This window comes from Streptomyces sp. NPDC008001 (assembly GCF_042958085.1).
Classification (GTDB): Bacteria; Actinomycetota; Actinomycetes; order Streptomycetales; family Streptomycetaceae; genus Streptomyces.
On record NZ_JBIBIZ010000001.1, the window covers coordinates 417,636 to 443,521 of the forward strand.

Consider the following 25,886-nt stretch of genomic DNA (forward strand, 5'->3'; position numbering starts at 1 on the left):
CGGCGGGCGGGATGCCGGGCGGCGCCTACGACTACGACGGGTTCAGCCGTCTCGCGGGGCCGCTGGAGACCCCGCCGTCCCACCGGGCGTACCGGGTGGGGTACCGGAGGCTGCAGGGCCGGGCGGGCGCGACGGCCGTGCAGCTGGGACTGCTGGTGGGACTGGCGCCCCTGACGGCGGCCGGCGTGCTGGTGTGGCTGCTGTGGCCGGGGCACTGGGTGGTGCGCGACGGGTGGCTGGGGGCGGCGGACGCGGTGATGCTCGCGTCGGTCGCCCTGGTCGAGGTGTTCCGCGTGGTGAACGTGGTCTCGGTGGCCCACGCCTCGTGCGTGGCGCGGGACCCGGTGCCGGTACGGGCGCAGCCGGGCGCACGGGTGGCCTTCTGCACCACGTTCGTCCCCGGGAAGGAACCCCTCGCCATGGTGGCGGCGACGCTGCAGGGGGCGGTCCGGGTCGGCTACGACGGATGGGTGGACGTCTGGCTGCTGGACGAAGGGGACGACCCGGGGGCGCGGGCGCTGTGCGCGCGGCTGGGAGTGCGCCACTTCTCCCGGAAGGGCGTGGCGCGGTACAACCGGCCGTCGGGGAAGTTCCGGGCCCGCACCAAGCACGGCAACTACAACGCCTGGCTGGACGCCCACGGCAACGGCTACGACTTCGTGGCGTGCGTGGACACCGATCACGTGCCGCTGCCGAACTTCCTGGAGCGGATGCTGGGCTACTTCCGCGACCCCGACGTGGCCTTCGTGGTGGGCCCCCAGGTGTACGGGAACTACTCGGCCCGGGTGACGAAGGCCGCGGAGAGCCAGCAGTTCCTCTTCCACGCGCTGGTGCAGCGGGCGGGGAACCGCTACGGGTCCCCGATGTTCGTGGGGACGTCGAACTGCGTGCGGGTGAGCGTGCTGCAGCAGATCGGCGGGTTCTACGACTCGATCACGGAGGACATGGCGACCGGCCTGGAGATCCACCGGCGGAAGAACCCGGCCACGGGCCGCCGCTGGCGCTCGGTCTACACCCCCGACGTCCTGGCCGTGGGGGAGGGCCCCTCGTCGTGGACCGACTTCTTCTCCCAGCAGCTGCGCTGGTCGCGCGGGACCTTCGAGACGCTCCTGCGGCAGTTCGGGCGCGCCGTGTGGTCCCTGTCCCCGGGCCGCCTGTGGAACTACTGCCTGCTCGTCGCCTACTACCCGATGGCCGCCATGACCTGGGTCCTCGGCGGCGTCTCCTGCGTCCTCTTCCTCGGCCTCGGGGCCTCCGGCATCAACGTGCCCTCGCAGGTGTGGCTGATGCTCTACGGAGACGCGGCCGTGCTGCAGATCTGCCTGTACGTCGCCAACCGCCGCCACAACGTCAGCCCGCACGAGCCGGAAGGCTCCTCGGGCGTGGCGGGGATGGTGATGTCGGCGGTGTCGGCCCCCTTGTACGCGCGGGCGATGGGCCAGGCGCTGCTGCGCCGGCGCTCGGGGTTCGTGGTCACCCCGAAGGGCGCGTCGGCGTCCGGGGACTGCGCCGCGACGTTCCGCACGCACCTGTGGTGGGCGGGCGTCTTCGGGCTGTGCCTGGTGACGTCGGCGGTGCTGGGCCACTCCTCGGCGGCGATGCGCGCGTGGGCCGCCATGGCGCTGCTCACCGCCCTGGGGCCGGTCGGGGTGTGGCTGGCGGGCCGGGTGAGGGAGAGCCGGCCGAGCGGACGGGGCACCGGCACCGGCCCGGCCGTCTCCCGCCCCCGCCCCCGGCACAGCACCGCCTGACCCCGCACCGCCGCGCCCCGCACCGCCCTCCGCCGCACCGCCCCGGTCACCAAGCCGCACCCGACAAGGAGACGAGGACCATGAGCACCGAGACCGCATCCGGCTCGCCCGGCCCCCTGCGCGTGCTCGTCCTCGGCGCCTCCCTGCGCACCGATTCGCTCAACGCGCGGCTGGCCTCGCTGGTGGCCCGCCTGGTCCGGGACGAGGCGGGCGCGGAGGCCGACCACGCTCACATGCGCGAGTTCCCCATGCCCCTCTACGACGGGGACGCCGAGGCCGCCGAGGGCCTGCCGCCCGGGGCGCTCGCCCTGCGCGACCGCCTGGCCGCCTGCGACGCGCTGATCATCTCCTCGCCCGAGTACAACGCCTCGGTGCCCGGCGTCCTGAAGAACGCCGTCGACTGGGTCTCGCGCGTCCGCCCCCAGCCGTTCAAGGACAAGCACGCCCTCCTGGTCTCCGCGTCGCCCTCCATGATCGGCGGCAACCGCGGGCTGTGGGCCCTGCGCGTCCCGCTCGAACACCTGGGCACGCGCGTGTACCCCGACATGTTCAGCCTCGCCCGAGCCCACGAAGGGTTCACCGCCGGCGGCGACCTCGCCGACCGCGCGCTCCACGAGCGGCTGGTGGAGGCGGTGACCTCGTTCCTGCGGCTGGCCGAGGCGGACACGCGCTACGTCTGCCTGCGCCGCCGCTGGTACGAGTTCCTCGGCGACTGCACGGACGCCCCGGTCACCCTGCGCGCCCAGGACTGACGGGGCCGCCCCCCCCGCCCGCCGCGGCCGGCCCGCGCGCGTCCGGAATCCCTTTCCCCGGATATCGCCGCTCTTGACTTCTCCGCCGCCCTGTGGAATTGATTCCCCACCCGGACCCGGCCTTTCACATTTCCCGAACTCCTCAGGTTCCCCAGATTTCCCGGATTCCCCGGGAAACCCCCGGATTCCTCGGTCACCCATAGGAGAGCCATGTCCAGATCCAGAGCGCTCGTGCTCTGCGGCACGGCGATAGCGGCGCTGTGCGGCCCCGTGCTGCCCGCCCACGCAGCGGCCCCCGCGATCGCCGTGCCACCCGACAAAATCGTGATCGAGGTCGCCACCGTCAACGGCTCCGGGTGCCCCGCCGGATCCGCCGCGGTCGCCGTCTCGCTCGACAACACGGCCTTCACCGTGACGTACAGCCAGTACCTCGCCCAGGTGGGGCTGGGCACGAAGCCGACGGACTTCCGCAAGAACTGCCAGCTGAATCTGATCGTCCATGTGCCCCACGGATTCACCTATGCCATCGCGAGCGTCGACTACCGCGGATACGGCCATCTCGAACCCGGTGCCACCGGCGAGCAGAAAGCCTCGTACTACTTCCAGGGACAGTCCGAGACCACCATCAAGTCCCACCAGTTCGCGGGCGCGCTCAACGACAACTGGCAGGCGACCGACACCACCGAGATCGCGCAGCGCGTCTGGGCTCCCTGCGGGGAACAGCGCAACTTCAACATCAACACCGAGCTGTCCGTCGCTGCCGGCACCTCCGACCCCACGAAGACCACCAGCTTCATGGCCATGGACTCCACCGACACGGCGATCAACACCCTCTACCACCTGGCCTGGAAGGAGTGCCCCCCGAAGCGGTAGCCGCCGGGGGTTGTGGGAACCGCACAGGTACCCCACCTCAGCACTGGTGCCGGCCCCGCTGTCCCGAAACGGATGGGACGGACGAGGATGAACGGGTGCCCGACACCCTCGACCCCGCGGACCCCGCCTTCGCACGCGACCCCTACCCGTACTACGCACGTCTGCGTGCGACGGGGCCCGCCGCGCGGGTGACCCTGGCCAACGGCACGGACGCCTGGCTCGTCACCGGCCACCGGCAGGCCCGGGAGGTCCTGGCCGACCCGCGCTTCTCCAACGTGCCCCCGCCCGCCGCGGGCCGCCCCAAGCCCGACTCCCCGGCACAGCAGGCCCGCGGCTGCCTCGCCCGCCACATGCTCAACACCGACGCGCCCGACCACACCCGGCTGCGGCGGCTGACCACCGCCGCCTTCACCCCGCGCCGCGTCGATGCCCTGCGCCCCCGCATCGAGCGGCTCACGGCGGACCTGGCGGCGGACGTGGCGGACCGGCTGGCCCGCGGGGAGACGGTCGACCTCGTCGACGCCTTCGCCTTCCCGCTGCCGGTCCTCGTCATCGGCGAAGTGCTCGGCGTGCCCACCGCCGACCGGGCCGACCTGCGCACCTGGACGTACCGGGTCGGATCGCCCGCCGACGCCCTGCCCGCCGGCGCCGTCGACCGGGCGTGGACCAGCCTCCACGCCTACTTCACCGCCCTCATCGCGGACAAGCGGCGATCCCCCGGGGACGACCTCTTCAGCACCCTCGTCCACGACGAGGCCGACGGCGGTCTGGACGACGGCGAGCTGCTGGCGATGGCCTTCCTCCTGCTCTTCGCGGGCTACGAGACGACCATGAACCTGCTCGCCTCCGCGTCGCTCCTCCTGCTCACCCATCCCCGGGAGCTGGCCGCGGCCCGGCAGGGCGGCCCGGCGGGCTGGGCCGCCGTGACCGAGGAGACCCTGCGGCACGCGAGTCCCCTGGAGGGGACGACGTGGCGGCGCACGACGGAGGAGGTCCACCTGGGCGGCGGCGTGGTCGTGCCGGCCGGTGCCTCGGTCCTCGTGGTCCTCGCCGCCGCCAACCGGGACCCCGCGGCCTTCCCGGAACCGGACGCGTTCCGGCCCGGCCGCTACGCGCCCGGCTCCGGCGAACGGGCGGCGCCCCACGCGGCCTTCGGGCACGGCCCGCACTTCTGCCTCGGCTCCCGGCTCGCCCGGCTCGAAGCGGAGACGGCCCTGCCGGCGCTCTTCGGCGAGGACCGCGGGACCCCCGCCTTCGCCCTCGCCGCCGACCCCGCCGAGCTGCCCTACCGCCCCGGCCTCCTGGTCCGCGGCCCGAGGCACCTCCCGGTGGTCCGCGCCACCCCAGCAGGCTGATTCCCGGGGCCCGTTGACGCCCCCGAGGCCGGCTGCGGACCTGCCGGCGGGGTGGCCGGAGCGACGTTCTTCCCCTGGCCGTACTCCAGGGCTCTACAGTGGCCTGTGCCTTTGTGTGCTGCCAGGGAGGAAGTGCGTAGTGGTCGACACGGTCCGGGGATGTGTGCTGTTACTGGACGGTACGCCTGACCGGCGACGAGGCGTCCTGCCGAATCCGACCGCGCACGCCGCCGCGGGCGCCCACCCGCGCCGCTTCCTCGCCGCGGACGCCGTGGACGTGGTGCAACTGCCCGCCGTGGAAGGCCCGCAGAGCGCCCTGGCGTACCTGCAGCACGCCGCGGCGGTGCCCGGCCCGCTCCTGGTCTGGGTCACGGGACGGCTGATGGTCCCGGCCCGCCGCGGCGCGGAGCTGCACCTGGCCCTGCCCGGCAGCACCCCGGCCACCGTCCGCTACACCGGACTGCCCTGGGCGTGGCTGCTGCGCACCCTGCAGGCCCACGCGGGACCGGTGCTGCTGCTGGCCGACCTGGAGGCCGACGAGGCCGCCCGGCCGCACGTCATCAGCGGGGCCGCCTCCGGTGAACTCGCGCAGGGAGTCCCCCTCTTCGGCGTCGTCAACCCCGTCCCGCCGGTGCCCGCGCGCGAGGCGGGCCCGTACACGCGGGCGCTCCTCGACGCCCTGCAGACCGGTGACCCGCACGCCGGGCCCGTGCTCGACGTGCCCACGCTGCACCAACGCGCCCTCCTCGCCGCGGGAGCGGGCCCCGGCACCGTGCCCCTGCAGTGGGGAACGCCCGGCCCGGTCCTGGCCAACGTCGCCGCAGCGGCCCGGCAGCGCCCCCGGCCGGAACCGTGGGGGACGCCCGGCCAGGTGCCGCCGCAGCCGGCGCCCGTCGCCGCCCCGGCGCCCCACCCGGACCCCGGACCCGCCCCCGCCTCCCGGCCCGCTCCCGTTGCCGCCCCGGCCCCGGCACAGGAGGACCTGCTGCCGGTCATCCTGGCCGCCGCCCACGCCGGGCGGCACAACGAGGCCGCGGCCATGGCCGCCGCGGGGGAGCAGCAGGCCCTGCGCCGGCACGGACCGGACAGCTCCGAGGCGGGGCTGTGGGTCGAGGTGCGCGCGGACCTCGCCCGCATGGCCGGCGACCACGCCCGCGCCGCCGGGCTGTGGATGACGGCCGCGGGCCGCCGCCTGGACCGCAGCGGACCCGCCGACGCGGAGGCCCTGGAAGCGGTGAAGCGCGCGCACTACTGCTGGCAGCACAGCGGCGGCGAGGCGCTCGGTCTCGCCCCCGTCCTTCTCGCCCTGTGGGAGCGGATTCCCGGCGGCGAGGAGGCGGCCGGGCACGTCCGCGCGTACCTGCAGGGAGCGGACGGACCGGAGGGGATGCAGGAGGAGGTCCCGCCCACGGCGGTCCACTGACGCTCCGTCAGGCCGTCCGGGCCGGGCGGATCATCCGGAACCCTCCGCCGGCGGCAGCCCGTACAGCCGCCGTGCGTTCCCCGACCCGATCAGCCCGGCGATCCGGGGCGCGTCGGCGGCGGCCCAGGCGCCTTCGCCGACCCACGCCTCCGTCAGCCGGCCGAGGGCCTGCGTGAAGAGCCGGCTGCCGGCCACGTACAGCTCCGGCAGCCCGTAGGCGTCGGTGGAGAACAGGACCTTCCCGAACGGCGCCAGCTCCAGCACCTCGGCGAGGACGGCCGCGGCCCGCGCCCCGGTGTACGACAGCGTCAGCCCCACGTCGGCGTAGACGTGCGGGAACACGTGGGCCAGGTAGGCCGCGTTGCGGTGGTACGGGTAGGCGTGCAGCAGGACCAGCGGGCAGCCCGTCGGGCGCACGGCCTTGACGAAGTCGGTGAGCAGGGCCGGATCGCTGCGGTGCAGGCGCAGGTCCGGGTCGCCGAATCCGGTGTGGATCTGCAGCGGCAGGGCGGTGCCGGCGGCCGTCCACAGCAGGTGGCGCAGGAGCACGGGGTCGTCGACGCGGAGGCCCGCGTCCCGTCCGGCCAGCAGCCGGTCCGCGGCGGCACCGAGCTCCCCCGGGCCCGGCGGGGCGGGGTCGAAGCCGAGGCCGTGGCGGTAGGCGGCCACCGACTTGAAGCCCAGCGCGGTACGGGCGGCTGCGTGCACGGCCTCCTGCAGACCGTCGAGGAACTCCCGGCTCGTGCCCGCCCGCTCCGCCGTCCGCTCGGCGACGGTCTCCAGCCGTACGATCTCGTGGGCGCGCGCGTCGCCCGCCGCGGCCAGCTCGCCGGGCGTGGTGATGTCGTCGGCCAGGCCGGTGTCGACCACGTAGTCGGTGATGCCGGTGGCGCGCAGCAGCCGCCGGGTGGCCTCCTCGGCACCGAGCTCGGCGCGGCGGGCCAGGTAGTCGGCGGGCGGGCAGTGGGCGGGGAGCCCGAGCAGCGGCGGGCACCAGCGGCGCACGGCGAAGCCCAGCTGGCTGTCGAAGAACGTGGTGCCCTCGGCCGCCGGGGCGTCGGACTCCGTCAGGTAGGACAGGAACCGGGCCTCGGTCAGGGGGCCGCGTGCCACGCCGTGGCAGTGGTGGTCCACCAGGCCGCCCCCGGGCGGTTCCGGTCCCGTCCCGTTCGCCATGGCCGCTGCCCCTCCCTGCCGGTGATGCCGTCAGTACTGGTCCCGGAGGCCCGAGACGAGCGCCTCCGGGGTGTGGTGCTCCGTGCGCGCGTGCTCGCCTTCGCGGACGGCGAGGAACGCCTCGTAGAGGGGCTCGCCGAGCGCGTCCCGCAGCAGCGCGGAGCCGCGGAAGTGCTCCAGCGCCTCGGGCAGGCTCGACGGCAGGCGGGGCACCGCGGCGCGGGTGACCGCCGGGTCGCCGCTGACGGGAGCGGGCAGGGTGAGGTCCTGCTCGATGCCGTTCAGCCCCGCGGCGATGACCGCGCCCGCGGTCAGGTACGGATTGGCCGTCGCGTCGATGCACTTGAGCTCGGCGTTGGCGCTGCCCGCCTCCCGTGCCGGGCCGGGGATGAAGCGCAGCGCTGCCTCCCGGTTCTCGGGGCCCCAGCAGTGGAAGGCGCCGGCCCACCGGGACGGGGCGAGCCGGAGGTAGCCGGCGGGGTGCGGGGCGGTGATCGCCACCAGCGCGGGGAGCTCCTGGAGGATGCCCGCGAGGAACGCCTCGCCGGGCCGCGTCATGCCGGACGGCCCGTCGCCGCCGCGGCACAGGTTGCTGCCGTTGCGCCAGAGGCTGAGGTGGAGGTGCGCGCCATTGCCCACGGCCCCGGGCTCGACCACGGGCGCGAACGTCGCGTGCAGGCCGTGGCGCACCGAGACGGCACGGATGGTCTCCCGCACGAGCACGGCGTGGTCGGCGGCGGTGACCGGACCGGCCGGGGCGGTGGACACCTCGAACTGGCCGGGCGAGTACTCCGGGTGGATCTGCAGCACGTCGATGCCCTGGTCGGCGAGCGCCTGCAGGACGTCGCGCACGTAGTCGGACAGGCCGACGATCCGCGTCATGCCGTAGGCGGGGCCGGGACCGGCGTAGCGCGGCGCGCGGCCCGCCGCGGCCCCGCCCTCCTCCGCGTCCGGCTTCCCGCCGGCGGGCGGCGCGGCGTGGGTGACGACCCATTCGGTCTCGTGCCCCATGCGCAGTTCGAGGCCGGCCTGCGCGGCCCGCTCGGCCATGCGCCGGGCGAACCCGCGCTGACAGGCCGCGTACGGCGTGCCGTCCTGTTCGTAACGGTCGGCCGGGGCCCACGCCCAGCCCGGCTGCGCGGCGAGGACGGTCAGCCGGTCCAGGTCGGGGAAGAGGCGCAGGTCTCCGTCGGGGCCGCCGATGTGGCGGCTGGTGACGGCGGAGTCGTCGCTCAGGTACACGTCGAAGACCGGTGACATGCCGACGCCCCACTGCACCGCATGAGCGAGCCGGGCAGTGGGGACGGCCTTGACACGTGCGATGCCCGAGTTGTCGACCCAGGTCATGGCGACGCCGTGGATGTCCATCGCGGCGAGCCGCGCTGCTTCCTGACGCGCGGCCGAGACCGCGGCTTCGTGCGGTGGTGCGTCCACGCTCGCTCCCGGGGGTGCTGGTGCCTCGCCACTCTTATGGGCCATTACACCGTACGAGGGTGAGCCCGGTGGCGTAACGCCGTACCCCTGGCCCGATAAGGCCGTTGTGCGTGCGTGTTGTGCGCGGGGCCGGGCTGCGGCGGCAGAGGTGAAACGTCTCTGCCGCCGCTGCGTTTCCGGCGCGCTTCCCACCCTCCTCCGTCGTGCGTACGGGACGGCGGAGGCCCCGCGTCATCGGCGCCGGCCAGTTACCAGCGATACCAGCGGCCTCCGCCGGAGCGGACGAGGAATCCGAGGAGCCAGAGGACCAGTACGACGATTGCGATCCACCAGAGGAACTTCAGGGCGAAACCGGCGCCGAAGAGGATCAGCGCGAGAAGAAGGACGATGAGCAGTGGAACCATGGGGTTCACCTCCTTAACCACCGTCTGCCCGCGAACGGGCCGAGCATTACCAGTGTGCTCCCGGCCGCCCGGGCGCGCGCTCTCGATCGCCCCCCGGAGCCGGCCGTTCGCGCACCGCGATCAGGCCGTAGTGCGAGGTCAGCGGCTTCGGCGGCGCCGTCCGAATGGCCCATCCCTGGTTTGCGCGGCGACGGCCACGGCTACACACGAGGCGCCCGCCGCAACGGGACGCCGGGCCCGGGAAGGGCCGCACCTGGCGCAGGTCACACGGGCACGGGGCCCACGGAGGGGCGATGCCGCAGCTGGAGCAGGAGAGCCCGGAGAGCCGGGAGAGGACCGCCGGGGCCGAGGAGACCGGCGACGGCCGCCCGGTCCGGCTGGGCAGCCGCATGCTGACGTACGTCACCACCACCGATCACAAAGTGATCGGGAACATGTACCTGGTGACCGCCTTCTGCTTCTTCCTCGGCGGAGGGCTCATGGCCATGGTCATGCGGGCGGAACTCGCCCGGCCGGGCCTGCAGATCGTCAGCACCGCGCAGTACAACCAGCTGGTCACCATGCACGGCACCGTCATGATGCTGCTGTTCGCGACGCCCATGTTCGCCGGCTTCGCCAACGCCGTGATGCCGCTGCAGATCGGCTCCCCGGACGTGGCCTTCCCCCGGCTCAACGCGATGACGTACTGGCTGTTCCTCCTCGGCGGGCTGATCGTCGTCTCCGGCTTCGTCGTCCCCGGCGGCGCCGCGCCCTTCGGCTGGTTCGCCTACGCCCCGCTCAACAGCGCCGTCTACTCACCCGGCGCCGGCGGCGACCTGTGGGCGATGGGCCTGGTCGTCGCGGGACTCAGCACGACCCTGGGGTCGGTGAACTTCATCGCCACCATCGTCTGCCTGCGCGCCCCGGGCATGACGATGTTCCGGATGCCGGTCTTCACCTGGAACATCCTCTTCACCTCCATCCTGGCGCTGCTGGCCTTCCCCGTCCTCACCGCCGCCCTGCTGGCCCTGGAGGCGGACCGGAAGTTCGGCGCGCACGTCTTCGACGCGGCCAACGGCGGCGCCGTCCTGTGGCAGCACCTGTTCTGGTTCTTCGGCCACCCCGAGGTCTACATCGTCGCCCTGCCGTTCTTCGGAGTGATCACCGAGATCATCCCGGTCTTCAGCCGCAAACCGCTCTTCGGCTACGCCGGGATGGTGGGCGCCACCATCGCCATCACCATGCTGTCGGCCTCCGTGTGGGCGCACCACATGTTCGCGACCGGAGCCGTCCTGCTGCCCTTCTTCTCCCTGATGTCCTTCCTGATCGCCGTCCCCACGGGAGTGAAGTTCTTCAACTGGATCGGCACGATGTGGCGCGGCAGCCTCTCCTTCGAGACGCCCATGCTGTGGGCGGCCGGCTTCCTCGTCACCTTCCTGCTCGGCGGCCTCAGCGGGGTCCTCATCGCCTCGCCGCCGCTCGACTTCCACGTCACCGACACGTACTTCATCGTCGCGCACCTGCACTACGTCCTCTTCGGCACCGTCGTCTTCGCCATGTTCGGCGGCTTCTACTTCTGGTGGCCCAAGTGGACGGGCCGGATGCTCGACGAGCGGCTGGGGAGGATCCACTTCTTCACGCTCTTCGCCGGCTTCCAGATCACCTTCCTGGTGCAGCACTGGCTCGGCGAGTCGGGCATGCCCCGGCGCTACGCCGACTACCTCGCCGCCGACGGGTTCACCGTGATGAACACCGTCTCGTCCGTCGGCGCGTTCCTGCTCGGCATCTCGACCCTGCCGTTCCTGTACAACGTGTGGCGCACCGCCCGCCACGCGCCGAAGGTGGCCGTCGACGACCCGTGGGGCTACGGCCGCTCCCTGGAATGGGCCACCAGCTGCCCCCCGCCGCGCCACAACTTCCACGCCCTGCCGCGGGTGCGGTCCGATTCCCCCGCCTTCGACCTGCACCATCCCGAAGCCCTGGAGGGGGCGGAGACGAGGAGCATTGCCCGATGAAGACCGAAGCCGTCCTCTTCGCCGGCGTGGCCGCCTTCTTCCTCGTCACCGGAGCCGTCTACGTCTGGCTCTCCGGCCGCGAGCCCGCGGGCACCGCGGCGCTGACGGTCTCCTTCGTCATGGCGTCGCTGATGTCGTTCTTCTTCACCATGAACTACCGCCGCCGGGGCCCCCGGCCGGAGGACGACGGGAAGGCCGGCATCGCCGACCGCTCGGGCCCCCTGGACTTCTTCCCGCCGCGCAGCGCTTACCCGCCCCTGACCGCGCTGGGCGCCGCCCTCTCCGCCCTCGGCATCGTCTACGGGCTGTGGCTGTTCATCATCGGCTTCGGCGTCCTGGCCGCCGGTGCGGGCGGCATGGCCTTCCAGTACGTCCGGCGCGACGGCTGACGCGCCGGGCCCGTCACGTGGCGCGCCGGGCCGGTTCGCTCCGCCCGGCGGCGGCCCCGGGCTCCTCCGGCTCGGCCGGGGCGGCCGTCCGCTCCTCGATCGCCTGCCGCTGCTCGGGCGTCACCGGGATCTCGACGCGGTCGCGGTAGTACCAGGTGCCCAGGGCCAGCCGCAGCCGCTGCCGGCGCGGCAGCTCGCCCCCGGGCGCCGCCGGCGGCAGCGGCACCTCACGCACCATCAGGCGGTAGCTGTGCCCGGGGGACAGCGCCTCGTGGCCCTCGCCCAGCCCGCCCTGGACGTCCTGCTGCACGTTCCCGCTCTCGTGGCCCTCGGCCAGCAGCTTGCGGTCGTGCGCCTGCAGGGCCAGGCAGAGCCGCTTGGTGACCCAGAACGCCAGCACCGGTCCGGCGACGACCGCCACGCGGAAGATCCACGTCAGCGTGTTGACGGAGACGCGGAAGGAGTACGCGATCACGTCGTTGCCGCCGGCCGCCAGCAGGACGGCGTAGAAGACGATGCCCGCCACGCCCAGGGCCGTCCGGACGGCCTGGTTGCGGGGACGGTCGGCCAGGTGGTGCTCGCTGCGGTCCGCGGCGATCCACTTCTCCAGGAAGGGATACAGGTACAGGGCCGTGAACAGGGCGCCCGGCAGCACGATCGTGGGAATCAGCACGTTCCACATGAAGGTGTGCCCCCACAGCACGGTCTCCCACGGGGGCATCACGCGCAGGGCGCCCTCCAGGAACCCCACGTACCAGTCGGGCTGGGCGTCCGTCGCCACCTGGTCGGTGCGGTAGGGCCCGTAGGCCCAGACGGGGTTGACCTGGGCGAGCCCCCCGAGCGCGGTCAGCAGGCCGAACAGCATCAGGAACAGGCCCGTGGACTTCGTGATGAAATGCGGGAACATGGGCTGCCCGACGGCGTTGCGGTTGGTCCGGCCCCGCTCCGCCCAGTGCGTGTGCTTGAGGTAGACCACCAGCATCAGGTGGACGGTGATCAGCGCGATCAGCACGCCGGGCACGAACAGCACGTGCACGACGTACAGCCGGGGAATGATCACGTGGCCGGGGAACGGCCCGCGCCAGATGAACGAGCTCAGGTACGTCCCCACGACGGGAATCGACATCACGATCGTGTTCGCCGTCCGCATGCCCGTCCCGGACAGCAGGTCGTCGGGCAGCGAATAGCCGGCGAACCCTTCGAGGAGCGCCAGGACGAACAGCGTCAGTCCCACGATCCAGTTGACCTCGCGCGGCCTGCGGAAGGCGCCGGTGAAGAACACCCGCAGCATGTGGACCGCGATCGCCGCGACGAAGATGAGCGCGGCCCAGTGGTGCACCTGCCGGATGAGCAGGCCGCCCCGCACCTCGAAGCTCAGGTCCAGCGTCGACAGGTACGCCTGGGACATCCGCAGGCCCCGCAGCGGTGCGTACGGCCCGCCGTACACGCTCTGCGTCATGCCCGGATCGAAGAAGAGCGTGAGGTAGGAGCCCGTGAGCACGAGGACGACGAAGCTGTAGAGGGCGAGCTCTCCCAGCAGGAACGACCAGTGGTCGGGGAACGCCTTGCGCAGCAGGGCCTTCGCCCCCTCGGCGGCCGGCAGCCGCCGGTCAAGCGCCACGAAGCCCGTCAGGGCAGCCGCCCGGACCCTCGCCTTGGCCCTCTCCTTCCGTCTCCGGAACAGCATGCGCGCCACACTCCCTGTCGGCTCGGGCACCCGCTTCCTCGCGCGGGACCGCGGCTGATGGGTAACCGGCGCGCCCGGAGCTCAACCGCATGATCGCCGGGCGTTAGCCAGAACGCATGAGTGTCACGCGGCGCTGCGGGCGTCGTGCCGCGCCTTCTCGCGGGCCAGCGCCTTCTTGCGGCCGGTGTCGAGGACGGCCAGCACGGCGTACGCGACGACGGACGCCCCGGCCGCGACGACGTAGCACCAGGGGGAGGGGAGGTAGTTCGCGGCCCTGAGCACCGTGCCCCCGTCGTCGCTGACGAGCCGGTAGACGACGGCCAGCGGGCCCTCCCAGAGGCCCACGACGAACACCACGATGGACAGGAGCCGGTACCAGCTCTCGTGCACGATGCACCTTCCGTTCGGAGATCTGTTGCTTGATACGACCGTATCAAGGGGTGGGGGTGGTATATCGGGTTTCGTCACGCATTTTTCCGCGAGGTAGACTGCACTCGTGCGTGATGAAATTCAGGCGGGGTGCCATGTCTGCGGAGCACCGATCGCCGCAGCCGTCCGGGGCCGTCCCCCCGTCTACTGCTCGCGCGGCTGCCAGGCCAAGGCCTACCGGCGGCGGGCCGTGGCGCGCAGCCGTGCGGCGGCGGCCCCGCCCGCGGCCGACGGGCCCGTCGCCCGCGCCGGGGGCGGATCGCGGAAGCGGCAGATCGCGGAGGCCGTGTGGCGGATCGCCGCGGAGCGGGGGCTGGAAGCCGCCAGCATGCGGGAGGTCGCGGCCGCGGCCGGAGTCTCCCTGCGCGTGGTCCAGTACCACTTCGGGAGCAAGCACGGCCTCCTCGTCGAGGCGCTGCACCTGCTGCACGAGGAGAACGAGCGGCGGGCCCGGGCCCGGATGGCCGCGCTCGACGACCCGTCGGACCTGCGGGCCGTGCTGGGCGCCGTCCTCAACGAGTTCCTGCCGCTGGACGAGCAGCGCCGCAGCGCGCTGCGCGTCTTCGTCGCGTACTACGTGCGAAGCCTGAACGACCCCGCGCTGGCCGAGGTCTTCCTGCACGGAGCCCAGCCCGTGGAGCAGCTCGTCGCCGGCCTGATCCGGCAGGCGTGCGCGGCGGCCGGCGGGCCGGCGCCCGGCACCGACCCCGAGCGGGAGGCCGACCTGCTGGTGTCGGGGGTGACGGGGCTGGGCATGGACGTGCTCCACGGCCGGCGCACCCTCGCCGACGTGCGGGTGACGCTGGACTACCACCTCGACCGGATCCTGCCCGTGCGCTGACCGCACGACGGGAGGGGGCGGGCGCCGGACCGCACCGGCGCCCGCCCCCTCCCGTGGGTTCTCAGGAAATCAGGAAGCAGGGAATCAGGCCGTCATCGGAAGCCCCGTCAGGAAGCGCCTCCGGGCAGCTCCGCCCGCACTTCCCGCGCCGCCGCGACCAGGTTCTCCAGCGAGGCCCGCACCTCGGGCCAGCCGCGGGTCTTCAGGCCGCAGTCGGGGTTGACCCACAGGCGCTCGGCGGGGATCGCCTCCAGGCCCTTGCGGAGCAGCGCCGCGACCTCGCCGGCGCCGGGAACGCGCGGCGAGTGGATGTCGTAGACGCCGGGCCCGGCCTCGCGCGGGTAGCCCGCCACGGCCAGTTCGGCGGCGACCTGCATGTGCGAGCGGGCGGCCTCCAGGCTGATGACGTCGGCGTCGAGGTCGTCGATGGCCCGGAGGATGTCGCCGAACTCCGCGTAGCACATGTGCGTGTGGATCTGGGTGTCCGGCCGGACGCCGGCGGTGGTGAGGCGGAACGCCTCGGTCGCCCACGCCAGGTACTCCGCGCGGCCGGCGGCGCGCAGCGGCAGCGTCTCGCGCAGGGCGGGCTCGTCCACCTGGATCACCGCCGTCCCCGCGGCCTCCAGGTCCTGCACCTCGTCGCGCAGGGCCAGGGCGACCTGGCGGGCGGTGTCGGCGAGCGGCTGGTCGTCGCGGACGAACGACCACGCGAGCATGGTGACCGGGCCCGTCAGCATGCCCTTGACCGGCTTACCCGTCACCGACCGGGCGTAGCCGGTCCAGCGGACCGTCATCGGCTCGGGGCGGGAGATGTCGCCGGCGAGGACCGGCGGGCGGACGTAGCGCGTGCCGTACGACTGGACCCAGCCGTGCTGCGTGGCCAGATAGCCCGTCAGCTGCTCGGCGAAGTACTGCACCATGTCGTTGCGCTCGGGCTCGCCGTGCACGAGGACGTCGATGCCGGCCTTCTCCTGGAAGGCCACGACCTCGCGGATCTCGGCCTTGATGCGCTCCTCGTACGCCTCGGTGCCGATCCGCCCCGCGCGCAGGTCGGCGCGGGCGGTGCGCAGCTCCGTCGTCTGCGGGAACGAGCCGATGGTGGTGACCGGCAGCAGCGGCAGGCCCAGGTGGGCCCGCTGGGCGGCCGCCCGCCGGGCGTACGGCTGCGAGCGGCGGCCGTCGGCGCCGGTGACGGCGGCGGTGCGGGCGCGCACCGCCGGGTCGCGGGTGATGGCCGAGCCGGCCCGCGAGGCCAGGTCGGCGCGGTTGGCGGCCAGGGCGGCCGCGATGGTGTCGGTGCCCCGCGCCAGGCCGCGGGCCAGCGTGACGACCTCGGCGGTCTTCTGGCGGGCGAACGCGAGCCAGCGGGCGATCTGCGGGTCGATGTCCCGCTCGGCCGCCGCGTCCAGCGGGACGTGCAGCAGGGAGCAGGACGAGGAGACGTCGACGCGGCCGGCGAGGCCGAGCAGGGTGCCGAGGGTGGACAGCGACTTCTCGAAGTCGTTGATCCACACGTTGCGGCCGTTGACCACGCCGGCGACGAGCCGCTTGCCGGGCAGCCCCCCGGCGGCCGCCAGGTCGTCCAGGTTGGCGGCGGCCGGGCCGGTGAAGTCGAGGGCGAGGCCCTCGACGGGGGCCTTGGCGAGCACGGGGAGCGCCTCGCCCAGCCGGTCGAAGTAGGACGCGACCAGCAGCTTCGGCCGGTCGGCGAGACCGCCCAGCTCGCGGTAGGCGCGGGCGGCGGCGTTCAGTTCGGCCGGGGAGCGGTCCTGCACCAGGGCGGGCTCGTCCAGCTGCACCCAGGCGGCGCCCGCGGCCCGCAGGTCGGCGAGGACCTCGGCGTACACCGGCAGCAGCCGGTCGAGGAGGGTGAGCGGCTCGAAGCCCGGATCGACGCCGGGCGCGGGCTTGGCCAGCAGCAGGTACGTGACGGGGCCGACCAGGACCGGACGCCCCGTCAGACCGAGGGCGAGGGCCTCCTTCAGCTCCGCGACCTGCTTGGCGGGGTCGGCGGTGAAGACCGTGCCGGGACCGAGTTCGGGGACCAGGTAGTGGTAGTTGGTGTCGAACCACTTGGTCATCTCCAGCGGCGCGACATCCTGTGTGCCACGGGCCATGGCGAAGTAGCCGTCGAGGGCACCGGCTTCGACGGCCGCGCGGTGCCGTGCGGGGATCGCACCGACCATCACACTGGTGTCCAGGACGTGGTCGTAGAGCGAGAAGTCGCCCGTGGGCACTTCCCGGATCCCGGCCTCTGCGAGCTGCTGCCAGTTGGTGCGGCGCAGCGCGGCGGCCGTGTCGCGCAGGGCACCGGCCGTGACGCGGCCCTTCCAGTACCCCTCGATCGCCTTCTTCAGTTCACGGTCCCGGCCCTGCCGGGGGTAGCCGTGGACGGTGGCCTGTGCTGCCGCGGCTGCGGACTTGCTGGTCACGGAACTCTCCTTCGCGAGTGTGCGTGCGTCCATGACCCCGGGACGGACGGAAGGCGCGAAGGGACGCCGGACCGGACGGGACACCACAGGGACGCGCAACGCGTGTGCGCCGCCGCCCGTGCCCGCCTGATGCGCGCCGACCCGCCCTCGAGGTCACCGGGATCTCCGTGCGCTCGGCAGCGCACGGGCAGTCGGCAGGTCTTCGGACTCGCGGGCACGCCACATGGCACCTACTGGCCGTCGCTTCCCGGACCCGGACGGGTCCAGTGCGTATGACGGCGGTCGTTCCCGCTCACCGCTGCGGGGCAGTCCCGGATTCCCACCGGGTTCCCTCTTGCGACGCGCCTGCCTGGCGAGCAGGGCGAACCGGCTGCACCGTCACTCTAGGACGCCGGGCACCGCCACGGACAGACCGGTTCGGATACCGGACTGTGGCGTGGGACACGGTGGACGTGCGCGAAGGAGCGTGCCTCAGGAGGCGGTTCGCGTCCCCAGCCGCAGCCGCAGTTCCATCTCGTGCTCGCCCGACACATGGCCGCGGTGCTCGGCGGCGAAGGCCCGTTCCAGCTCCTCCTTGACCTGGCGGACGGGATCGGCGGCGCCGAAGAGGTCGGCCGTGACCGTCCCCGAGAGGGGGACCCCGCCCGGCTGCTCCCCGCCGCCCTGCCGCGTCCGGGTGTCGACGGTCATGCACCAGATCATGGGGCCCGCGCCCGGGGCGCCCGGGCTGGTCTCGCTGCGCGGCGGCCCGGCTTCGGGGAACGCGGCCTCCAGAACGCCGAAGACGGCGCCCGCGTCCTGATGGCCGCAGTCCGTCAGATGCACGCTGACGTGGTCCGCACTCTCCCGGGCGTCCGTCACCTGCTCCTCCTTCATCGCCGTCATGGCCGTGCTCGGGGGCTGCCGCCGTGCGCGGGGAGGCCCTGCTCCGACCGTACGGCGCGCCCGGGTCCTCTGCCGCGGGCTGTGCGACCATACGGGCCAGGTGCCCCGATCTTGCGCGGAGATGCGCCACCGGCTCCGGCGCCCTCACCCGAACGGTGGAATGCGCCCAAAGTAATTGACTGATTACGCTTGGTGCGTGACCCTGTGGAGCCCCGCGCCGCCGCCGCCGCAGTCCGCGATGCGGACTGCGATCGCCGTGCTGGTCTCCGTCCTGCTGCTGTTCTCCGGAGGGACCGGCACGGTGTTCGCCCTGGGCACGGGGCCGGAAGAGAGCCCCGTGTCCGTGGAGTTCGCCACCGCCGACGACTGCGTCGCGGACACCCGGCCGCCCCGCATCCAGGCCTTTCCCGCCCGGCGCACCTGCGTTCCTTCCCCTCAGGACTCCGCGGGCTCAGGGTCCCCGCCGATTCCTCCCCGCCGGCTGTCGCCGCCGGCGGCCGAAGGCCCCGCCGCCGCTGCGGGCCACGCGCACAACGACGTCCTGCGCTGCTGAGAGGACCCGCGCCCGTTCCGCCCCGTACGGGACGGGCCGTCACATCCGGCACGCCCGGAACTTCCTCACACCAGCAGGCACGAGAGCAGAGAGACGTCATGCCCCTCGATCCCGCGCGTGTCCTGAGCGCCTACCTGCGCGCCCAGGCCTACCGCGCCCACGACCCCGAGCACGCCCCCGCCGGAGGAGAGCCCTCCCCGGCCGCCGCCCCGAAGCCGCCCGAGGCGCCGGGCTCTCCGGACTCGCTGCGCACCGTGCGCCCCGCGAGCCCCGCCGGGGAGGAACCGCCCGCCGCTCCCGGCCCCGGCGCCGTCGTCACGGAAGCCGGGCCGGCCGCGCCCCGCGGTGCGCCGCACCGGCCCGGACTGTTCACCCGGCTGCTGCTGTACGTACGGCAGGGGTAGCGGCCGCCGTCGCGCGTCGTCCACGGTGAAGCTGCCCGTCCCCCGGTGAAGGGGACGGGCAGTGGCGCGTCTGCCGCTCCGCCTGCCGGATCGCCTTTCAGGTGAAGCCGGTCCCCTTTCAGGTGAAGGGGGAAGGCCGGTGGGTCCGGGGGCTCCCGGCGCCGGGAAGGGGATGGCCGTCGACGCTGACGAGGGAGAACCCATGCCGACCGACGAAGTCGCGCGATTCCTGGAGGCCCTGAGCCCGGCCCACCGCGAGGAGGTCCGGCAGAAGCCGCGCGAGGAGCAGGAGAAACTGGCCGCCGCCTGGGAGGCCGAGCTCCGGCAGGACACCGACCTCGACACGCTGAGCGAGCTGTCGCCCGCCGCCGCCGAGAGCGAGGCGGCCAGACGGGTCGTCGAGGGCACCGGCGGCGACTGAACCCCTGCTGCGCTCCCCGGCGGTGTCGTTCCCGGGGCGATCCGTCACGGCTGCCAGGGTGCAGCCGTACCGCGGCCCGGCTCGGGTCGCACCCGCCCCCGGCAGCCCCGTGTTGCGGCCGGAATGTGGTGGGGACAGTGCGGTTCCGGGTGGCCTAGCGTGTGGAGGGAGCCTGCGGCCTGCTCTTCGGGGAGGAGTCGGGGATGGGGACCGTCCAGCGTGGAACCGGCGTGTCCGAGCACGCCTACGACCGTGACAGGCTGCGGCAGTTCCTGTCCGGCGAAGCGGCGGGGGAGGGGCTCTCGCGCCGCGGCGTGCTGCGGCTGCTGAGCGCTGCGGCAGGGCTCACCGTGGCCGGGCCCGGCACCGGTACCGCCGCGGCCGCGGCCGCGGAGAAGCCGGGCATCATCAAGCCCCTGCCCGCCGCCCTGCTGACGGTGCGCGGCACCAACGCCGAGACGAACTGGGCGGCCCTGCGGGGCACCGGTTACCACACCCCGGTCGACCGGTTCTTCGTCCGCAACCACACGGCGACCCCCGTCCTCGACCCGGCGCACTGGCGCCTCACGGTGTGGGGCAGCGGGCTCCGCGGCGGGTCCGTGGAGTTCTCCTACGACGACCTGCGGTCCCTGCCCGCCGTGACGTCGAGCGTCTGCCTGGAGTGCGCGGGCAACGGCCGCAGCTACTTCGCCACCCAGCAGGGCGAGCACGTCACCGGTACCCCCTGGACGATGGGCGCGGTCGGCGCGGCACGCTGGCGGGGCGCGCGCCTGTCGGACGTCCTGCGGGCGGCGGGGATGTCGCGGCGGGCGGTGGACGTGATGCCGCGCGGCCTCGACCCGGCGTTCACCGACGGCGGGACGGACTACGGGCGGGTGCGCCGTCCGATGCCCGTGGCCAAGGCCCTCGACGACGTCCTCCTCGCCTACGAGATGAACGGCCTCCCGCTCCTTCCCGACCACGGCCGCCCGGTGCGGCTGGTGGCGCCGTCCTGGGTCGGCGTCGCGTCCGTCAAGTGGGTCGGGGACATCGAGGTGTCCGACCGCCCGCTGTTCTCCCCGTGGAACACCGTCTTCTACCGCCTCTTCGGCCCCGCCTTCCCGCGCGGCGGCAGTGCTCCCCTGGCCCGCCAGCCCGTGCGCAGCGCCTTCGAGCTGGCCCCCGGAGCGGTGCTCCCCGCGGGGCGGGGGCACCGGCTGACGGGCCGGTCGTGGTCCGGGCGAGGGGGAATACGCCGGGTGGAAGTCAGCACGGACGGCGGTGCGTCCTGGCGGGACGCCCGCCTGCACGACGCCCCGCGGCCGGCCGGCTGGGTGCGCTGGAGCACCCGCTGGCAGCCGCAGGAGCCCGGCCCCGCGCACCTCCTGGCCCGGGCGACGGACACGGCCGGGCACACCCAGCCCGCCGTCTCCGCCTTCAACGAGCAGGGCTTCTTCTTCGACGCGGTGGTCCGCCACCCGGTCCGCGTCGTCTGACTTCCGTGCATCACCCGCTGTCTGACGCCCCGGCAGCTACGGTGGAACGCATGACCGAAACGTGGCAGGCCGGCGCCGCCGGGGTCCTGCGGCTGCCTTCCGGGCTCCTCGTCAGAGGCCGCGGCCTGCGGCACCCGGTTCCCGCGGGTCCGGAGCCCGGCTTCGCCGTGTACCTGCTCGCGAAGCAGCCTCCCGAGGTGCCCTGGGAGGCCAGGTGGCTGCGCTGGCCCGACTTCCGGCTGCCCCACGACGCCGCCGAGGCCCGCGCCGTCCTCGGCGAGGCCCGGGTGCGGGCCGCCTCCGAGCGCGTCGAGATCGCGTGCGGCGGCGGCCGGGGCCGGACCGGCACGGCCCTGGCCTGCCTGGCCGTCCTGGACGGAGTCCCCGCCGACCGGGCCGTCGCCTTCGTGCGCCGGCACTACGACCGCCACGCCGTGGAGACCCCCTGGCAGAAACGCTACGTCCGCCGCTTCACGGCTTGACGCGGCCGCGTGACCTCCGTCATGGCCCCGTCACGCTACGAGCGGCGGCGGGGCTTGCCCCGCTGGGCGCCCTTCGTGCCGCCGGAGCCGCCCCGCGTGCCCTTGCCGGCCGCCTTGCCGGCCGCGGGCTTGCGCTGCGCGCCGCCCGCACCGGGACGCTTCCCCTTGGGCTGCGCCTTGGCCTGACCCTTGGACTGCGCCTTGGGGGACTGGGCCTGGGCCTGACTGCGGCCCCGCGAGCTGTTGACCGTCCGCCCGCGGACGATCCCGATGAAGTCCTCGACCATGTCGGTGGTCTTGTCCTCGGGCCACGACAGGGCGACCCGCGACTGAGGAGCGTCCGTGAGCGGCCGGTACGTGAGGTCCTTGCGGTGGTGCAGGCGGGCCAGCGACTGCGGGACGACGAGGACGCCCACACCCGCCGCCACGAGCTCGATCGCGTCCGCCGTCGTGGCGGGCCGCTCGATCGCGGGCCGCCCCGGCAGCTGCTCCCAGCCGACGACGTCGTCGAGGGGATGCAGCACGATGTCGTCGGCGAGGTCCGCCGAGGAGACCTCCTCGACCGCCGCCACGACGTGGTCCTTCGGGACCACGACCACCGTCGTCTCCGTGTACAGGGGGATCGCGCTGAGATCCGCCCGGTCGACGGGCATCCGTACGAAACCGGCGTCCGCACCGCCGCCCCGCAGCACGTCGCACGCTTCGGCGGCGGAGACCGCCACGAGGTGCAGAGGAATGCCGGGCAGCCGCTCGTTCCAGATTCGCACCCATTTGGCGGGTGTCACTCCCGGGACATAGGCGAGCCGGAACGAAGGGGAAACTTCCGAGCCTGTCACCCCGCCAGGCTACCGGCCGTGGTCGAGGTAGCGCACATGCTCGAATACCCTTGACCCCATGACGTCGCACAAGACCACCCAGACCATGAAGCCCGCGACCGCGGCGAAGAAGCTGGGTGTGTACCTCCAGGCCACCCCCGCCGAGTTCCAGGAGGGGGTCGTCACGCGCAACGAGCTGAACGCGCTGCAGGCCGATCCGCCCGAGTGGCTGCAGGAGCTGCGACGCAACGGCCCCCACCCCCGGCCGGTGGTCGCCGCGAAGCTGGGCGTCTCCATCGCCGGTCTCGCCCGGGGCGGCATCACGGACCCGCTCACCACGGAGCAGATCGACGCGCTGAAGAAGGACATGCCCGAGTGGCTGCAGCGCGAGCGCGCCACCCAGGCCGAGGTCCGGAAGGAAGCGGCGCGCATCAAGGAGAAGCAGACGCAGCAGGAGAAGAACGAGAAGTAGCCGGGCCGCCGCGAGCGGGCGCGGCGCGGCACCCGGCCATCAGGCTTCCGGGTGAACACGCGGGGCCGCCGGTGTCACCGCCCGGCGCCCGAGGAAGGCGTCGGGGGACGGACAACCGGGCCGGCCGGGACGTGACGCCGAGGAGAAGCGCCGTGGAAATGCCTCAGGTGAGCGTATGTCAGGTGGACGAGTGCGCTTACAACCAGGACAGCGCCTGCCACGCACTCGCCATCACCGTGGGCGACTCCACTCACGCCCACTGCGACACCTACTTCGTCTTCCCCTCGAAGGGCGGCGACTCCTCCGCCGTCGGCAAGGTCGGGGCCTGCAAGATGGCCGGGTGCCTGCACAACGTGGGGCTCGAGTGCCAGGCCCCCGGCATCACGGTCGCCGCCCTGGGAGCCGCGGCGGACTGCCTGACGTACACGGCGAGGTAGCTGCCCGCCGCGCTCAGCCGTTGCGGAGGCGGAACCACGTGTTCTGGCCGATGATGCCGTCGTCGTGGAGCCCCTTCGCCCGCTGGAAATTGAGCGTGGCCTGGAAGGTGCCGTTGCCGAAGACGCCGTCCACCCCGCCGGGGCCCACGCTGAAGCCGCGGAAGATCAGCAGGCTCTGGGCCTCCCTGACGGCGTCCCCGGTGTCGTTGAAGGACACCGTTCTCGGGGTCTCGTGAGTGTCCCAGCCGCAGAACACCGTGCCCAGCTGGTCCGGCTGGCACACGCCGGGCACCCGGGCCGTGTCCGCAGCCGCGGCCGGAGCCGCGGCCGGAGCCGCGGCCACGGCGCCCGGCGCGAGCCCGAGGGCGCCGGCGGTGAGTGCGGCCGCGGCCAGCAGGGTCCCGGCCGTCTTCATCCGGAAAGGCTTCACGGGAGTGTCCTTCCTGTTGCCGAATCTCTCTTCGGGCTATATGTCACTCCTACGGCGTACGCGCTGTATATACGGGCATAGGTGGATTCACCCGGACGGCGCAGCGGCGGTCAGGCGCCCTCGGTGCCTTCGGGACCCCCGGGGCTCCCGGGACCCTCGGGACTTTCGGGGTCCTCGCCGCGGGTGATCGCGAGCAGGACCAGGTCGTCGCTGATCCGCCCGCCGGTGTGGCGCCGCACGTCGGCGAGGAGGGCGTCGAGCAGGGCGTCCGGCCCGGGGAACTCGTGCCCGGTCAGCCTCGCGCCGGGGTCGTAGAAGACTCCGGCGCGGTCCCGTGCCTCGGTGAGGCCGTCGGTGTACAGCAGGAGCGTCGTCCCCGGTGGGAAGGGCACCGTGTCGGTCCGGTCCCCGCCCGCGCCCAGTTCCGCCAGGCCCAGGGGGAGGGCCGGTTCGGAGGGCTCCGCGTAGTGCACGTGCCCGCCCCGCAGCAGCAGGGGCGCCGGATGGCCGCGGTTGAGCAGCCGCAGCTCGTCGCCGGCGCGCGGGATGTCGGCCAGCACACCGGTGACGAACCCCTCGGTCCGCGCCACCCCCGTGCGCCGCGCCGCCTCCCGCCGCACCCCCCGTTCCAGCCGGGCCGCGACCGCGGTGATCGCCGGCTCCTCCTCGGCGGCTTCCCGGAACACCCCCACCGCGACGTCCACCGCCTTGACCGCGTCCATCCCCTTGCCCCGGACGTCGCCGACCAGGCAGCGCACGCCGTACGGGGTGTCCTGCACGCCGTAGAGGTCACCGCCGATCTGCGCGTCCTGCACGGCCGCCTGGTAGCGCACGGCGATCCGCAGGGGCCCGATCGACGCCGGCGGCTGCGGCAGCACCGCGCGCTGCACGGCGAGGGCGATCCGGCGCGCGGACTGCAGCCGTACGTCGCTGTAGTGCATGAGGCGGTTGACCACGATGGCGAAGGCCGAGACCGTCGCGACGGTCGCGAGCTCGCTCCGCCCGCCGGAATCCCCGAGGTAGCCGAAGTGGAGGAGCAGCGCCGTGTCGGCCGCGCAGGCGCCGACGCCCGCCAGGACCGTCGCCCGCAGGGACAGCAGGGCGGCCGCCGCCATCGGCGCGGCCGTGTAGAAGGCCTCCGCACTGAAGTGCGGAGGAGTGTTGTAGTCGAGGGCGGCGCCGCCGGCGAGCAGGAGCAGGGGCAGCAGCTGCAGGTGGCGCAGGAACCAGCGCTTGACAGTGGTGCGCCCCGTGCCCGGTGCCCTCACGTGCCCGCTCCCGCTCTTCCGTGCCGTACGACACGCTCCAGCATCCTCGGGGCGGATGGTGCCTGCCAGTCATGGGGCGCCCGCGGGGTACGGAGGCGGGCGCCGCACGGGGTGCTCACCGCATGCGCTGCACGTTCCACAGGGGCAGCCCCTCGAAGAAGGACACGGCCTCCTCGCGCCAGCGGGGCCGCCAGGCGGAGGCTTCGGCGGCGGCGTCCTCGGCGTAGCGGCGCATGGCGGAGCTGAGTTCCTCGTCGGCGCCGTGGTCCCGGGCGATGCGGCGGATGCGGTCGATCGTCGCGGCCGTGCAGTGGGGGTCGCCCAGTGCCGACTCCACGACCGTGCGCTCCGCCGCGCCGGCGCGGGCCAGGACGGCGCGGACGGCGTAGCTGCGGCGCCCGGAGCGGATGTCGGAGCCCGGGGACTTCCCGGTGGTGTCCTCGTCGCCGAAGAGGTCGAGGTAGTCGTCGCGCATCTGCCCGCTGATGCCGGCCAGTGTCGCGTAGCGGCGCAGCCGTGCGTCGTGGCCGGCCGGCTGCTCGCCCGCGGCGATCAGTCCCAGCCGCAAGGGGGCGAGGATGGAGTAGCGGGTGGACTTGTACTCGCAGACGGTGTGCAGCAGTTCTTCGGACGGGAGGGCTTCGAAGTCCCGTTCCAGATCGATGATCTGGCCGGTGACCGTCTCCGCGCCCGCGTTCAGCTGCACCTCCAGCAGGGCCTGCTTGAGCTCGGCGGGCACGTCCGCCTCCAGCAGGATCCGCATCGACAGGAAGGCGGCGAGGTCTCCCGCCAGCACGGCGAGGCCCAGTGCGGTCTGCGGGCCTTCCGGGAACTCCCGGCGGTAGGCGTAGTACGTGGACGGGCCGCCGCGGCGTACGGGGGCGTCGTCGATGATGTCGTCGTGGATCAGCCCGTGCGTCTGCAGCAGTTCGATGCTCAGGGCGGCTTCCTCCAGGCCGGGCGGTTTTTCGTCGGTCACCAGCCGGGCCGCCTCGTAGAGGAGTGCGACGCGCAGGCGCTTGCCGCCGCGCAGGGAGAGGTCCCGCAGGAGATCCAGGCAGCGGGGGGTGAAGCGGCTGGGCTGCGGGGTGTCGAGGTTCTTCCCGAGGGAGTCGAAGTAGGCCTCGAAGCGGGTGTCGAAGCGGTGCCGGTATCCGGTGATCCGTTCGCGCGCGGCCGCGGCGGTCGCGTTGCCCGGCTGGTTCGTGCTGCCAGGGTGGTTCGTGCTGCCAGGCCGGTTCGTGTTGCTCATGGGGACCACCCTTCCAGCAGGCCGGGAAGGGCGCGTGAGGGGGCGGGGCGGT

The 25,886-nt window shown here is 73.6% G+C and carries 26 protein-coding genes and 1 riboswitch; of the genes, 15 read left to right on the forward strand and 11 right to left on the reverse strand.

Annotated elements, in window-relative coordinates:
• Positions 1-11: 11 nt before the first annotated feature.
• The 5 genes from ACFZCD_RS01850 to ACFZCD_RS01870 all read left to right on the forward strand — a co-directional run bounded on the left by ACFZCD_RS01850 (position 12) and on the right by ACFZCD_RS01870 (position 6,154).
• Positions 12-1,751, forward strand: coding sequence for a glycosyltransferase family 2 protein (locus ACFZCD_RS01850; protein WP_391827918.1), 1,740 nt, complete (start codon positions 12-14; stop codon positions 1,749-1,751).
• Positions 1,752-1,831: 80 nt separating this feature from the next.
• A complete protein-coding gene (locus ACFZCD_RS01855; protein WP_391826806.1) occupies positions 1,832-2,503 on the forward strand; it encodes an NADPH-dependent FMN reductase in 672 nt (223 codons plus the stop codon).
• Between the two features lie 210 nt (positions 2,504-2,713).
• Positions 2,714-3,376, forward strand: coding sequence for a DUF4360 domain-containing protein (locus tag ACFZCD_RS01860; protein ID WP_391826808.1), 663 nt, complete (start codon positions 2,714-2,716; stop codon positions 3,374-3,376).
• Between the two features lie 95 nt (positions 3,377-3,471).
• Positions 3,472-4,731 carry a cytochrome P450 gene (locus ACFZCD_RS01865; RefSeq protein ID WP_391826810.1) on the forward strand — a complete coding sequence of 420 codons (1,260 nt, stop codon included), beginning with the start codon at positions 3,472-3,474 and terminating at the stop codon, positions 4,729-4,731.
• A gap of 139 nt (positions 4,732-4,870) precedes the next feature.
• On the forward strand, positions 4,871-6,154 hold the full coding sequence (locus ACFZCD_RS01870; protein WP_391826812.1) for a hypothetical protein: 1,284 nt from the start codon (positions 4,871-4,873) through the stop codon (positions 6,152-6,154).
• Between the two features lie 30 nt (positions 6,155-6,184).
• Here the strand turns inward: ACFZCD_RS01870 and ACFZCD_RS01875 are convergent, their stop codons facing one another.
• The 3 genes from ACFZCD_RS01875 to ACFZCD_RS01885 all read right to left on the reverse strand — a co-directional run bounded on the left by ACFZCD_RS01875 (position 6,185) and on the right by ACFZCD_RS01885 (position 9,168).
• Complete coding sequence (locus tag ACFZCD_RS01875; RefSeq protein WP_391826814.1) at positions 6,185-7,330, reverse strand: amidohydrolase family protein; 1,146 nt, start codon at positions 7,328-7,330, stop codon at positions 6,185-6,187.
• A gap of 30 nt (positions 7,331-7,360) precedes the next feature.
• Positions 7,361-8,764 (reverse strand): glutamine synthetase family protein, encoded by a 1,404-nt coding sequence (locus ACFZCD_RS01880; protein WP_391826816.1) that lies wholly within the window; start codon positions 8,762-8,764, stop codon positions 7,361-7,363.
• A 248-nt stretch (positions 8,765-9,012) separates the two neighbouring features.
• Positions 9,013-9,168: a DUF5670 family protein gene (locus tag ACFZCD_RS01885; RefSeq protein WP_391826817.1), complete on the reverse strand. Its 156-nt coding sequence runs from the start codon at positions 9,166-9,168 to the stop codon at positions 9,013-9,015.
• Positions 9,169-9,461: 293 nt separating this feature from the next.
• Between ACFZCD_RS01885 and ctaD the strand changes: the two genes are divergently transcribed.
• Together ctaD and ACFZCD_RS01895 are read left to right on the forward strand one after the other, a co-directional pair.
• Positions 9,462-11,162, forward strand: a complete 1,701-nt coding sequence (gene ctaD, locus ACFZCD_RS01890) for a cytochrome c oxidase subunit I (protein ID WP_391826819.1) — start codon at positions 9,462-9,464, stop codon at positions 11,160-11,162.
• Positions 11,159-11,551, forward strand: a complete 393-nt coding sequence (locus ACFZCD_RS01895) for a cytochrome c oxidase subunit 4 (RefSeq protein WP_391826820.1) — start codon at positions 11,159-11,161, stop codon at positions 11,549-11,551. Before ctaD ends, ACFZCD_RS01895 begins: the two co-directional genes overlap by 4 nt.
• A 13-nt stretch (positions 11,552-11,564) precedes the next feature.
• Here the strand turns inward: ACFZCD_RS01895 and ACFZCD_RS01900 are convergent, their stop codons facing one another.
• Complete coding sequence (locus ACFZCD_RS01900; RefSeq protein WP_391826822.1) at positions 11,565-13,238, reverse strand: cytochrome bc complex cytochrome b subunit; 1,674 nt, start codon at positions 13,236-13,238, stop codon at positions 11,565-11,567.
• A 123-nt stretch (positions 13,239-13,361) separates the two neighbouring features.
• Positions 13,362-13,628, reverse strand: a complete 267-nt coding sequence (locus ACFZCD_RS01905) for a hypothetical protein (protein WP_391826824.1) — start codon at positions 13,626-13,628, stop codon at positions 13,362-13,364.
• A gap of 106 nt (positions 13,629-13,734) precedes the next feature.
• On the opposite strand from ACFZCD_RS01905, the gene ACFZCD_RS01910 reads away from it, so the two are divergent.
• Complete coding sequence (locus ACFZCD_RS01910) at positions 13,735-14,508, forward strand: TetR/AcrR family transcriptional regulator (RefSeq protein ID WP_391826826.1); 774 nt, start codon at positions 13,735-13,737, stop codon at positions 14,506-14,508.
• A gap of 107 nt (positions 14,509-14,615) precedes the next feature.
• Here the strand turns inward: ACFZCD_RS01910 and metE are convergent, their stop codons facing one another.
• Positions 14,616-16,940, reverse strand: coding sequence for a 5-methyltetrahydropteroyltriglutamate--homocysteine S-methyltransferase (gene metE / locus ACFZCD_RS01915; protein WP_391826828.1), 2,325 nt, complete (start codon positions 16,938-16,940; stop codon positions 14,616-14,618).
• A 175-nt stretch (positions 16,941-17,115) separates the two neighbouring features.
• Positions 17,116-17,326: riboswitch (cobalamin riboswitch) on the reverse strand.
• Between the two features lie 85 nt (positions 17,327-17,411).
• Positions 17,412-17,825 carry a hypothetical protein gene (locus ACFZCD_RS01920; RefSeq protein WP_391826830.1) on the reverse strand — a complete coding sequence of 138 codons (414 nt, stop codon included), beginning with the start codon at positions 17,823-17,825 and terminating at the stop codon, positions 17,412-17,414.
• A gap of 196 nt (positions 17,826-18,021) precedes the next feature.
• Between ACFZCD_RS01920 and ACFZCD_RS01925 the strand changes: the two genes are divergently transcribed.
• The 5 genes from ACFZCD_RS01925 (at position 18,022) to ACFZCD_RS01945 (ending at position 21,160) form a co-directional block, all read left to right on the forward strand.
• Positions 18,022-18,378 carry a hypothetical protein gene (locus ACFZCD_RS01925; protein ID WP_391826832.1) on the forward strand — a complete coding sequence of 119 codons (357 nt, stop codon included), beginning with the start codon at positions 18,022-18,024 and terminating at the stop codon, positions 18,376-18,378.
• A gap of 98 nt (positions 18,379-18,476) precedes the next feature.
• Entirely contained in the window at positions 18,477-18,782 is a 306-nt protein-coding gene (locus ACFZCD_RS01930; RefSeq protein ID WP_391826834.1) for a hypothetical protein, read from the forward strand.
• A gap of 202 nt (positions 18,783-18,984) precedes the next feature.
• The gene (locus tag ACFZCD_RS01935; protein WP_391826836.1) at positions 18,985-19,203 is read left to right on the forward strand and encodes a hypothetical protein; all 219 of its coding nucleotides are present in this window, start codon (positions 18,985-18,987) and stop codon (positions 19,201-19,203) included.
• A 203-nt stretch (positions 19,204-19,406) separates the two neighbouring features.
• Complete coding sequence (locus ACFZCD_RS01940) at positions 19,407-20,678, forward strand: sulfite oxidase (protein ID WP_391826838.1); 1,272 nt, start codon at positions 19,407-19,409, stop codon at positions 20,676-20,678.
• Positions 20,679-20,728: 50 nt separating this feature from the next.
• A complete protein-coding gene (locus ACFZCD_RS01945) occupies positions 20,729-21,160 on the forward strand; it encodes a protein-tyrosine phosphatase family protein (RefSeq protein ID WP_391826840.1) in 432 nt (143 codons plus the stop codon).
• A 35-nt stretch (positions 21,161-21,195) separates the two neighbouring features.
• Here ACFZCD_RS01945 and ACFZCD_RS01950 read toward each other — a convergent pair whose 3' ends face one another.
• On the reverse strand, positions 21,196-21,996 hold the full coding sequence (locus ACFZCD_RS01950; protein WP_391826842.1) for a LysR substrate-binding domain-containing protein: 801 nt from the start codon (positions 21,994-21,996) through the stop codon (positions 21,196-21,198).
• A 58-nt stretch (positions 21,997-22,054) separates the two neighbouring features.
• Between ACFZCD_RS01950 and ACFZCD_RS01955 the strand changes: the two genes are divergently transcribed.
• Both ACFZCD_RS01955 and ACFZCD_RS01960 read left to right on the forward strand, forming a co-directional pair.
• On the forward strand, positions 22,055-22,447 hold the full coding sequence (locus ACFZCD_RS01955) for a DUF5997 family protein (protein ID WP_391826844.1): 393 nt from the start codon (positions 22,055-22,057) through the stop codon (positions 22,445-22,447).
• A 158-nt stretch (positions 22,448-22,605) separates the two neighbouring features.
• Positions 22,606-22,884 (forward strand): DUF1540 domain-containing protein, encoded by a 279-nt coding sequence (locus ACFZCD_RS01960; protein ID WP_391827920.1) that lies wholly within the window; start codon positions 22,606-22,608, stop codon positions 22,882-22,884.
• 13 nt (positions 22,885-22,897) lie between these two features.
• Here ACFZCD_RS01960 and ACFZCD_RS01965 read toward each other — a convergent pair whose 3' ends face one another.
• The 3 genes from ACFZCD_RS01965 to ACFZCD_RS01975 form a co-directional block, all read right to left on the reverse strand.
• Positions 22,898-23,314: a peptidoglycan-binding protein gene (locus ACFZCD_RS01965; RefSeq protein ID WP_391826846.1), complete on the reverse strand. Its 417-nt coding sequence runs from the start codon at positions 23,312-23,314 to the stop codon at positions 22,898-22,900.
• Positions 23,315-23,424: 110 nt separating this feature from the next.
• A complete protein-coding gene (locus ACFZCD_RS01970; protein ID WP_391826848.1) occupies positions 23,425-24,582 on the reverse strand; it encodes a PP2C family protein-serine/threonine phosphatase in 1,158 nt (385 codons plus the stop codon).
• Positions 24,583-24,697: 115 nt separating this feature from the next.
• Positions 24,698-25,834, reverse strand: a complete 1,137-nt coding sequence (locus tag ACFZCD_RS01975) for a polyprenyl synthetase family protein (protein ID WP_391826850.1) — start codon at positions 25,832-25,834, stop codon at positions 24,698-24,700.
• Positions 25,835-25,886: the final 52 nt, after the last annotated feature.

Bases quoted from the DNA above. Each gene is read 5' to 3' on its own strand.
- ACFZCD_RS01975 (WP_391826850.1), bottom strand. From the start codon at position 25,834: ATGAGCAACACGAACCGGCCTGGCAGCACGAACCACCCTGGCAGCACG.
- ACFZCD_RS01945 (WP_391826840.1), top strand. From the start codon at position 20,729: ATGACCGAAACGTGGCAGGCCGGCGCCGCCGGGGTCCTGCGGCTGCCT.
- ACFZCD_RS01860 (WP_391826808.1), top strand. From the start codon at position 2,714: ATGTCCAGATCCAGAGCGCTCGTGCTCTGCGGCACGGCGATAGCGGCG.
- ACFZCD_RS01955 (WP_391826844.1), top strand. From the start codon at position 22,055: ATGACGTCGCACAAGACCACCCAGACCATGAAGCCCGCGACCGCGGCG.
- ACFZCD_RS01920 (WP_391826830.1), bottom strand. From the start codon at position 17,825: ATGACGGCGATGAAGGAGGAGCAGGTGACGGACGCCCGGGAGAGTGCG.
- ACFZCD_RS01900 (WP_391826822.1), bottom strand. From the start codon at position 13,238: ATGCTGTTCCGGAGACGGAAGGAGAGGGCCAAGGCGAGGGTCCGGGCG.
- ACFZCD_RS01940 (WP_391826838.1), top strand. From the start codon at position 19,407: ATGGGGACCGTCCAGCGTGGAACCGGCGTGTCCGAGCACGCCTACGAC.
- ACFZCD_RS01875 (WP_391826814.1), bottom strand. From the start codon at position 7,330: ATGGCGAACGGGACGGGACCGGAACCGCCCGGGGGCGGCCTGGTGGAC.
- ctaD (WP_391826819.1), top strand. From the start codon at position 9,462: ATGCCGCAGCTGGAGCAGGAGAGCCCGGAGAGCCGGGAGAGGACCGCC.
- ACFZCD_RS01930 (WP_391826834.1), top strand. From the start codon at position 18,477: ATGCCCCTCGATCCCGCGCGTGTCCTGAGCGCCTACCTGCGCGCCCAG.
- ACFZCD_RS01935 (WP_391826836.1), top strand. From the start codon at position 18,985: ATGCCGACCGACGAAGTCGCGCGATTCCTGGAGGCCCTGAGCCCGGCC.
- ACFZCD_RS01895 (WP_391826820.1), top strand. From the start codon at position 11,159: ATGAAGACCGAAGCCGTCCTCTTCGCCGGCGTGGCCGCCTTCTTCCTC.
- ACFZCD_RS01885 (WP_391826817.1), bottom strand. From the start codon at position 9,168: ATGGTTCCACTGCTCATCGTCCTTCTTCTCGCGCTGATCCTCTTCGGC.
- ACFZCD_RS01960 (WP_391827920.1), top strand. From the start codon at position 22,606: ATGCCTCAGGTGAGCGTATGTCAGGTGGACGAGTGCGCTTACAACCAG.
- ACFZCD_RS01855 (WP_391826806.1), top strand. From the start codon at position 1,832: ATGAGCACCGAGACCGCATCCGGCTCGCCCGGCCCCCTGCGCGTGCTC.
- ACFZCD_RS01850 (WP_391827918.1), top strand. From the start codon at position 12: ATGCCGGGCGGCGCCTACGACTACGACGGGTTCAGCCGTCTCGCGGGG.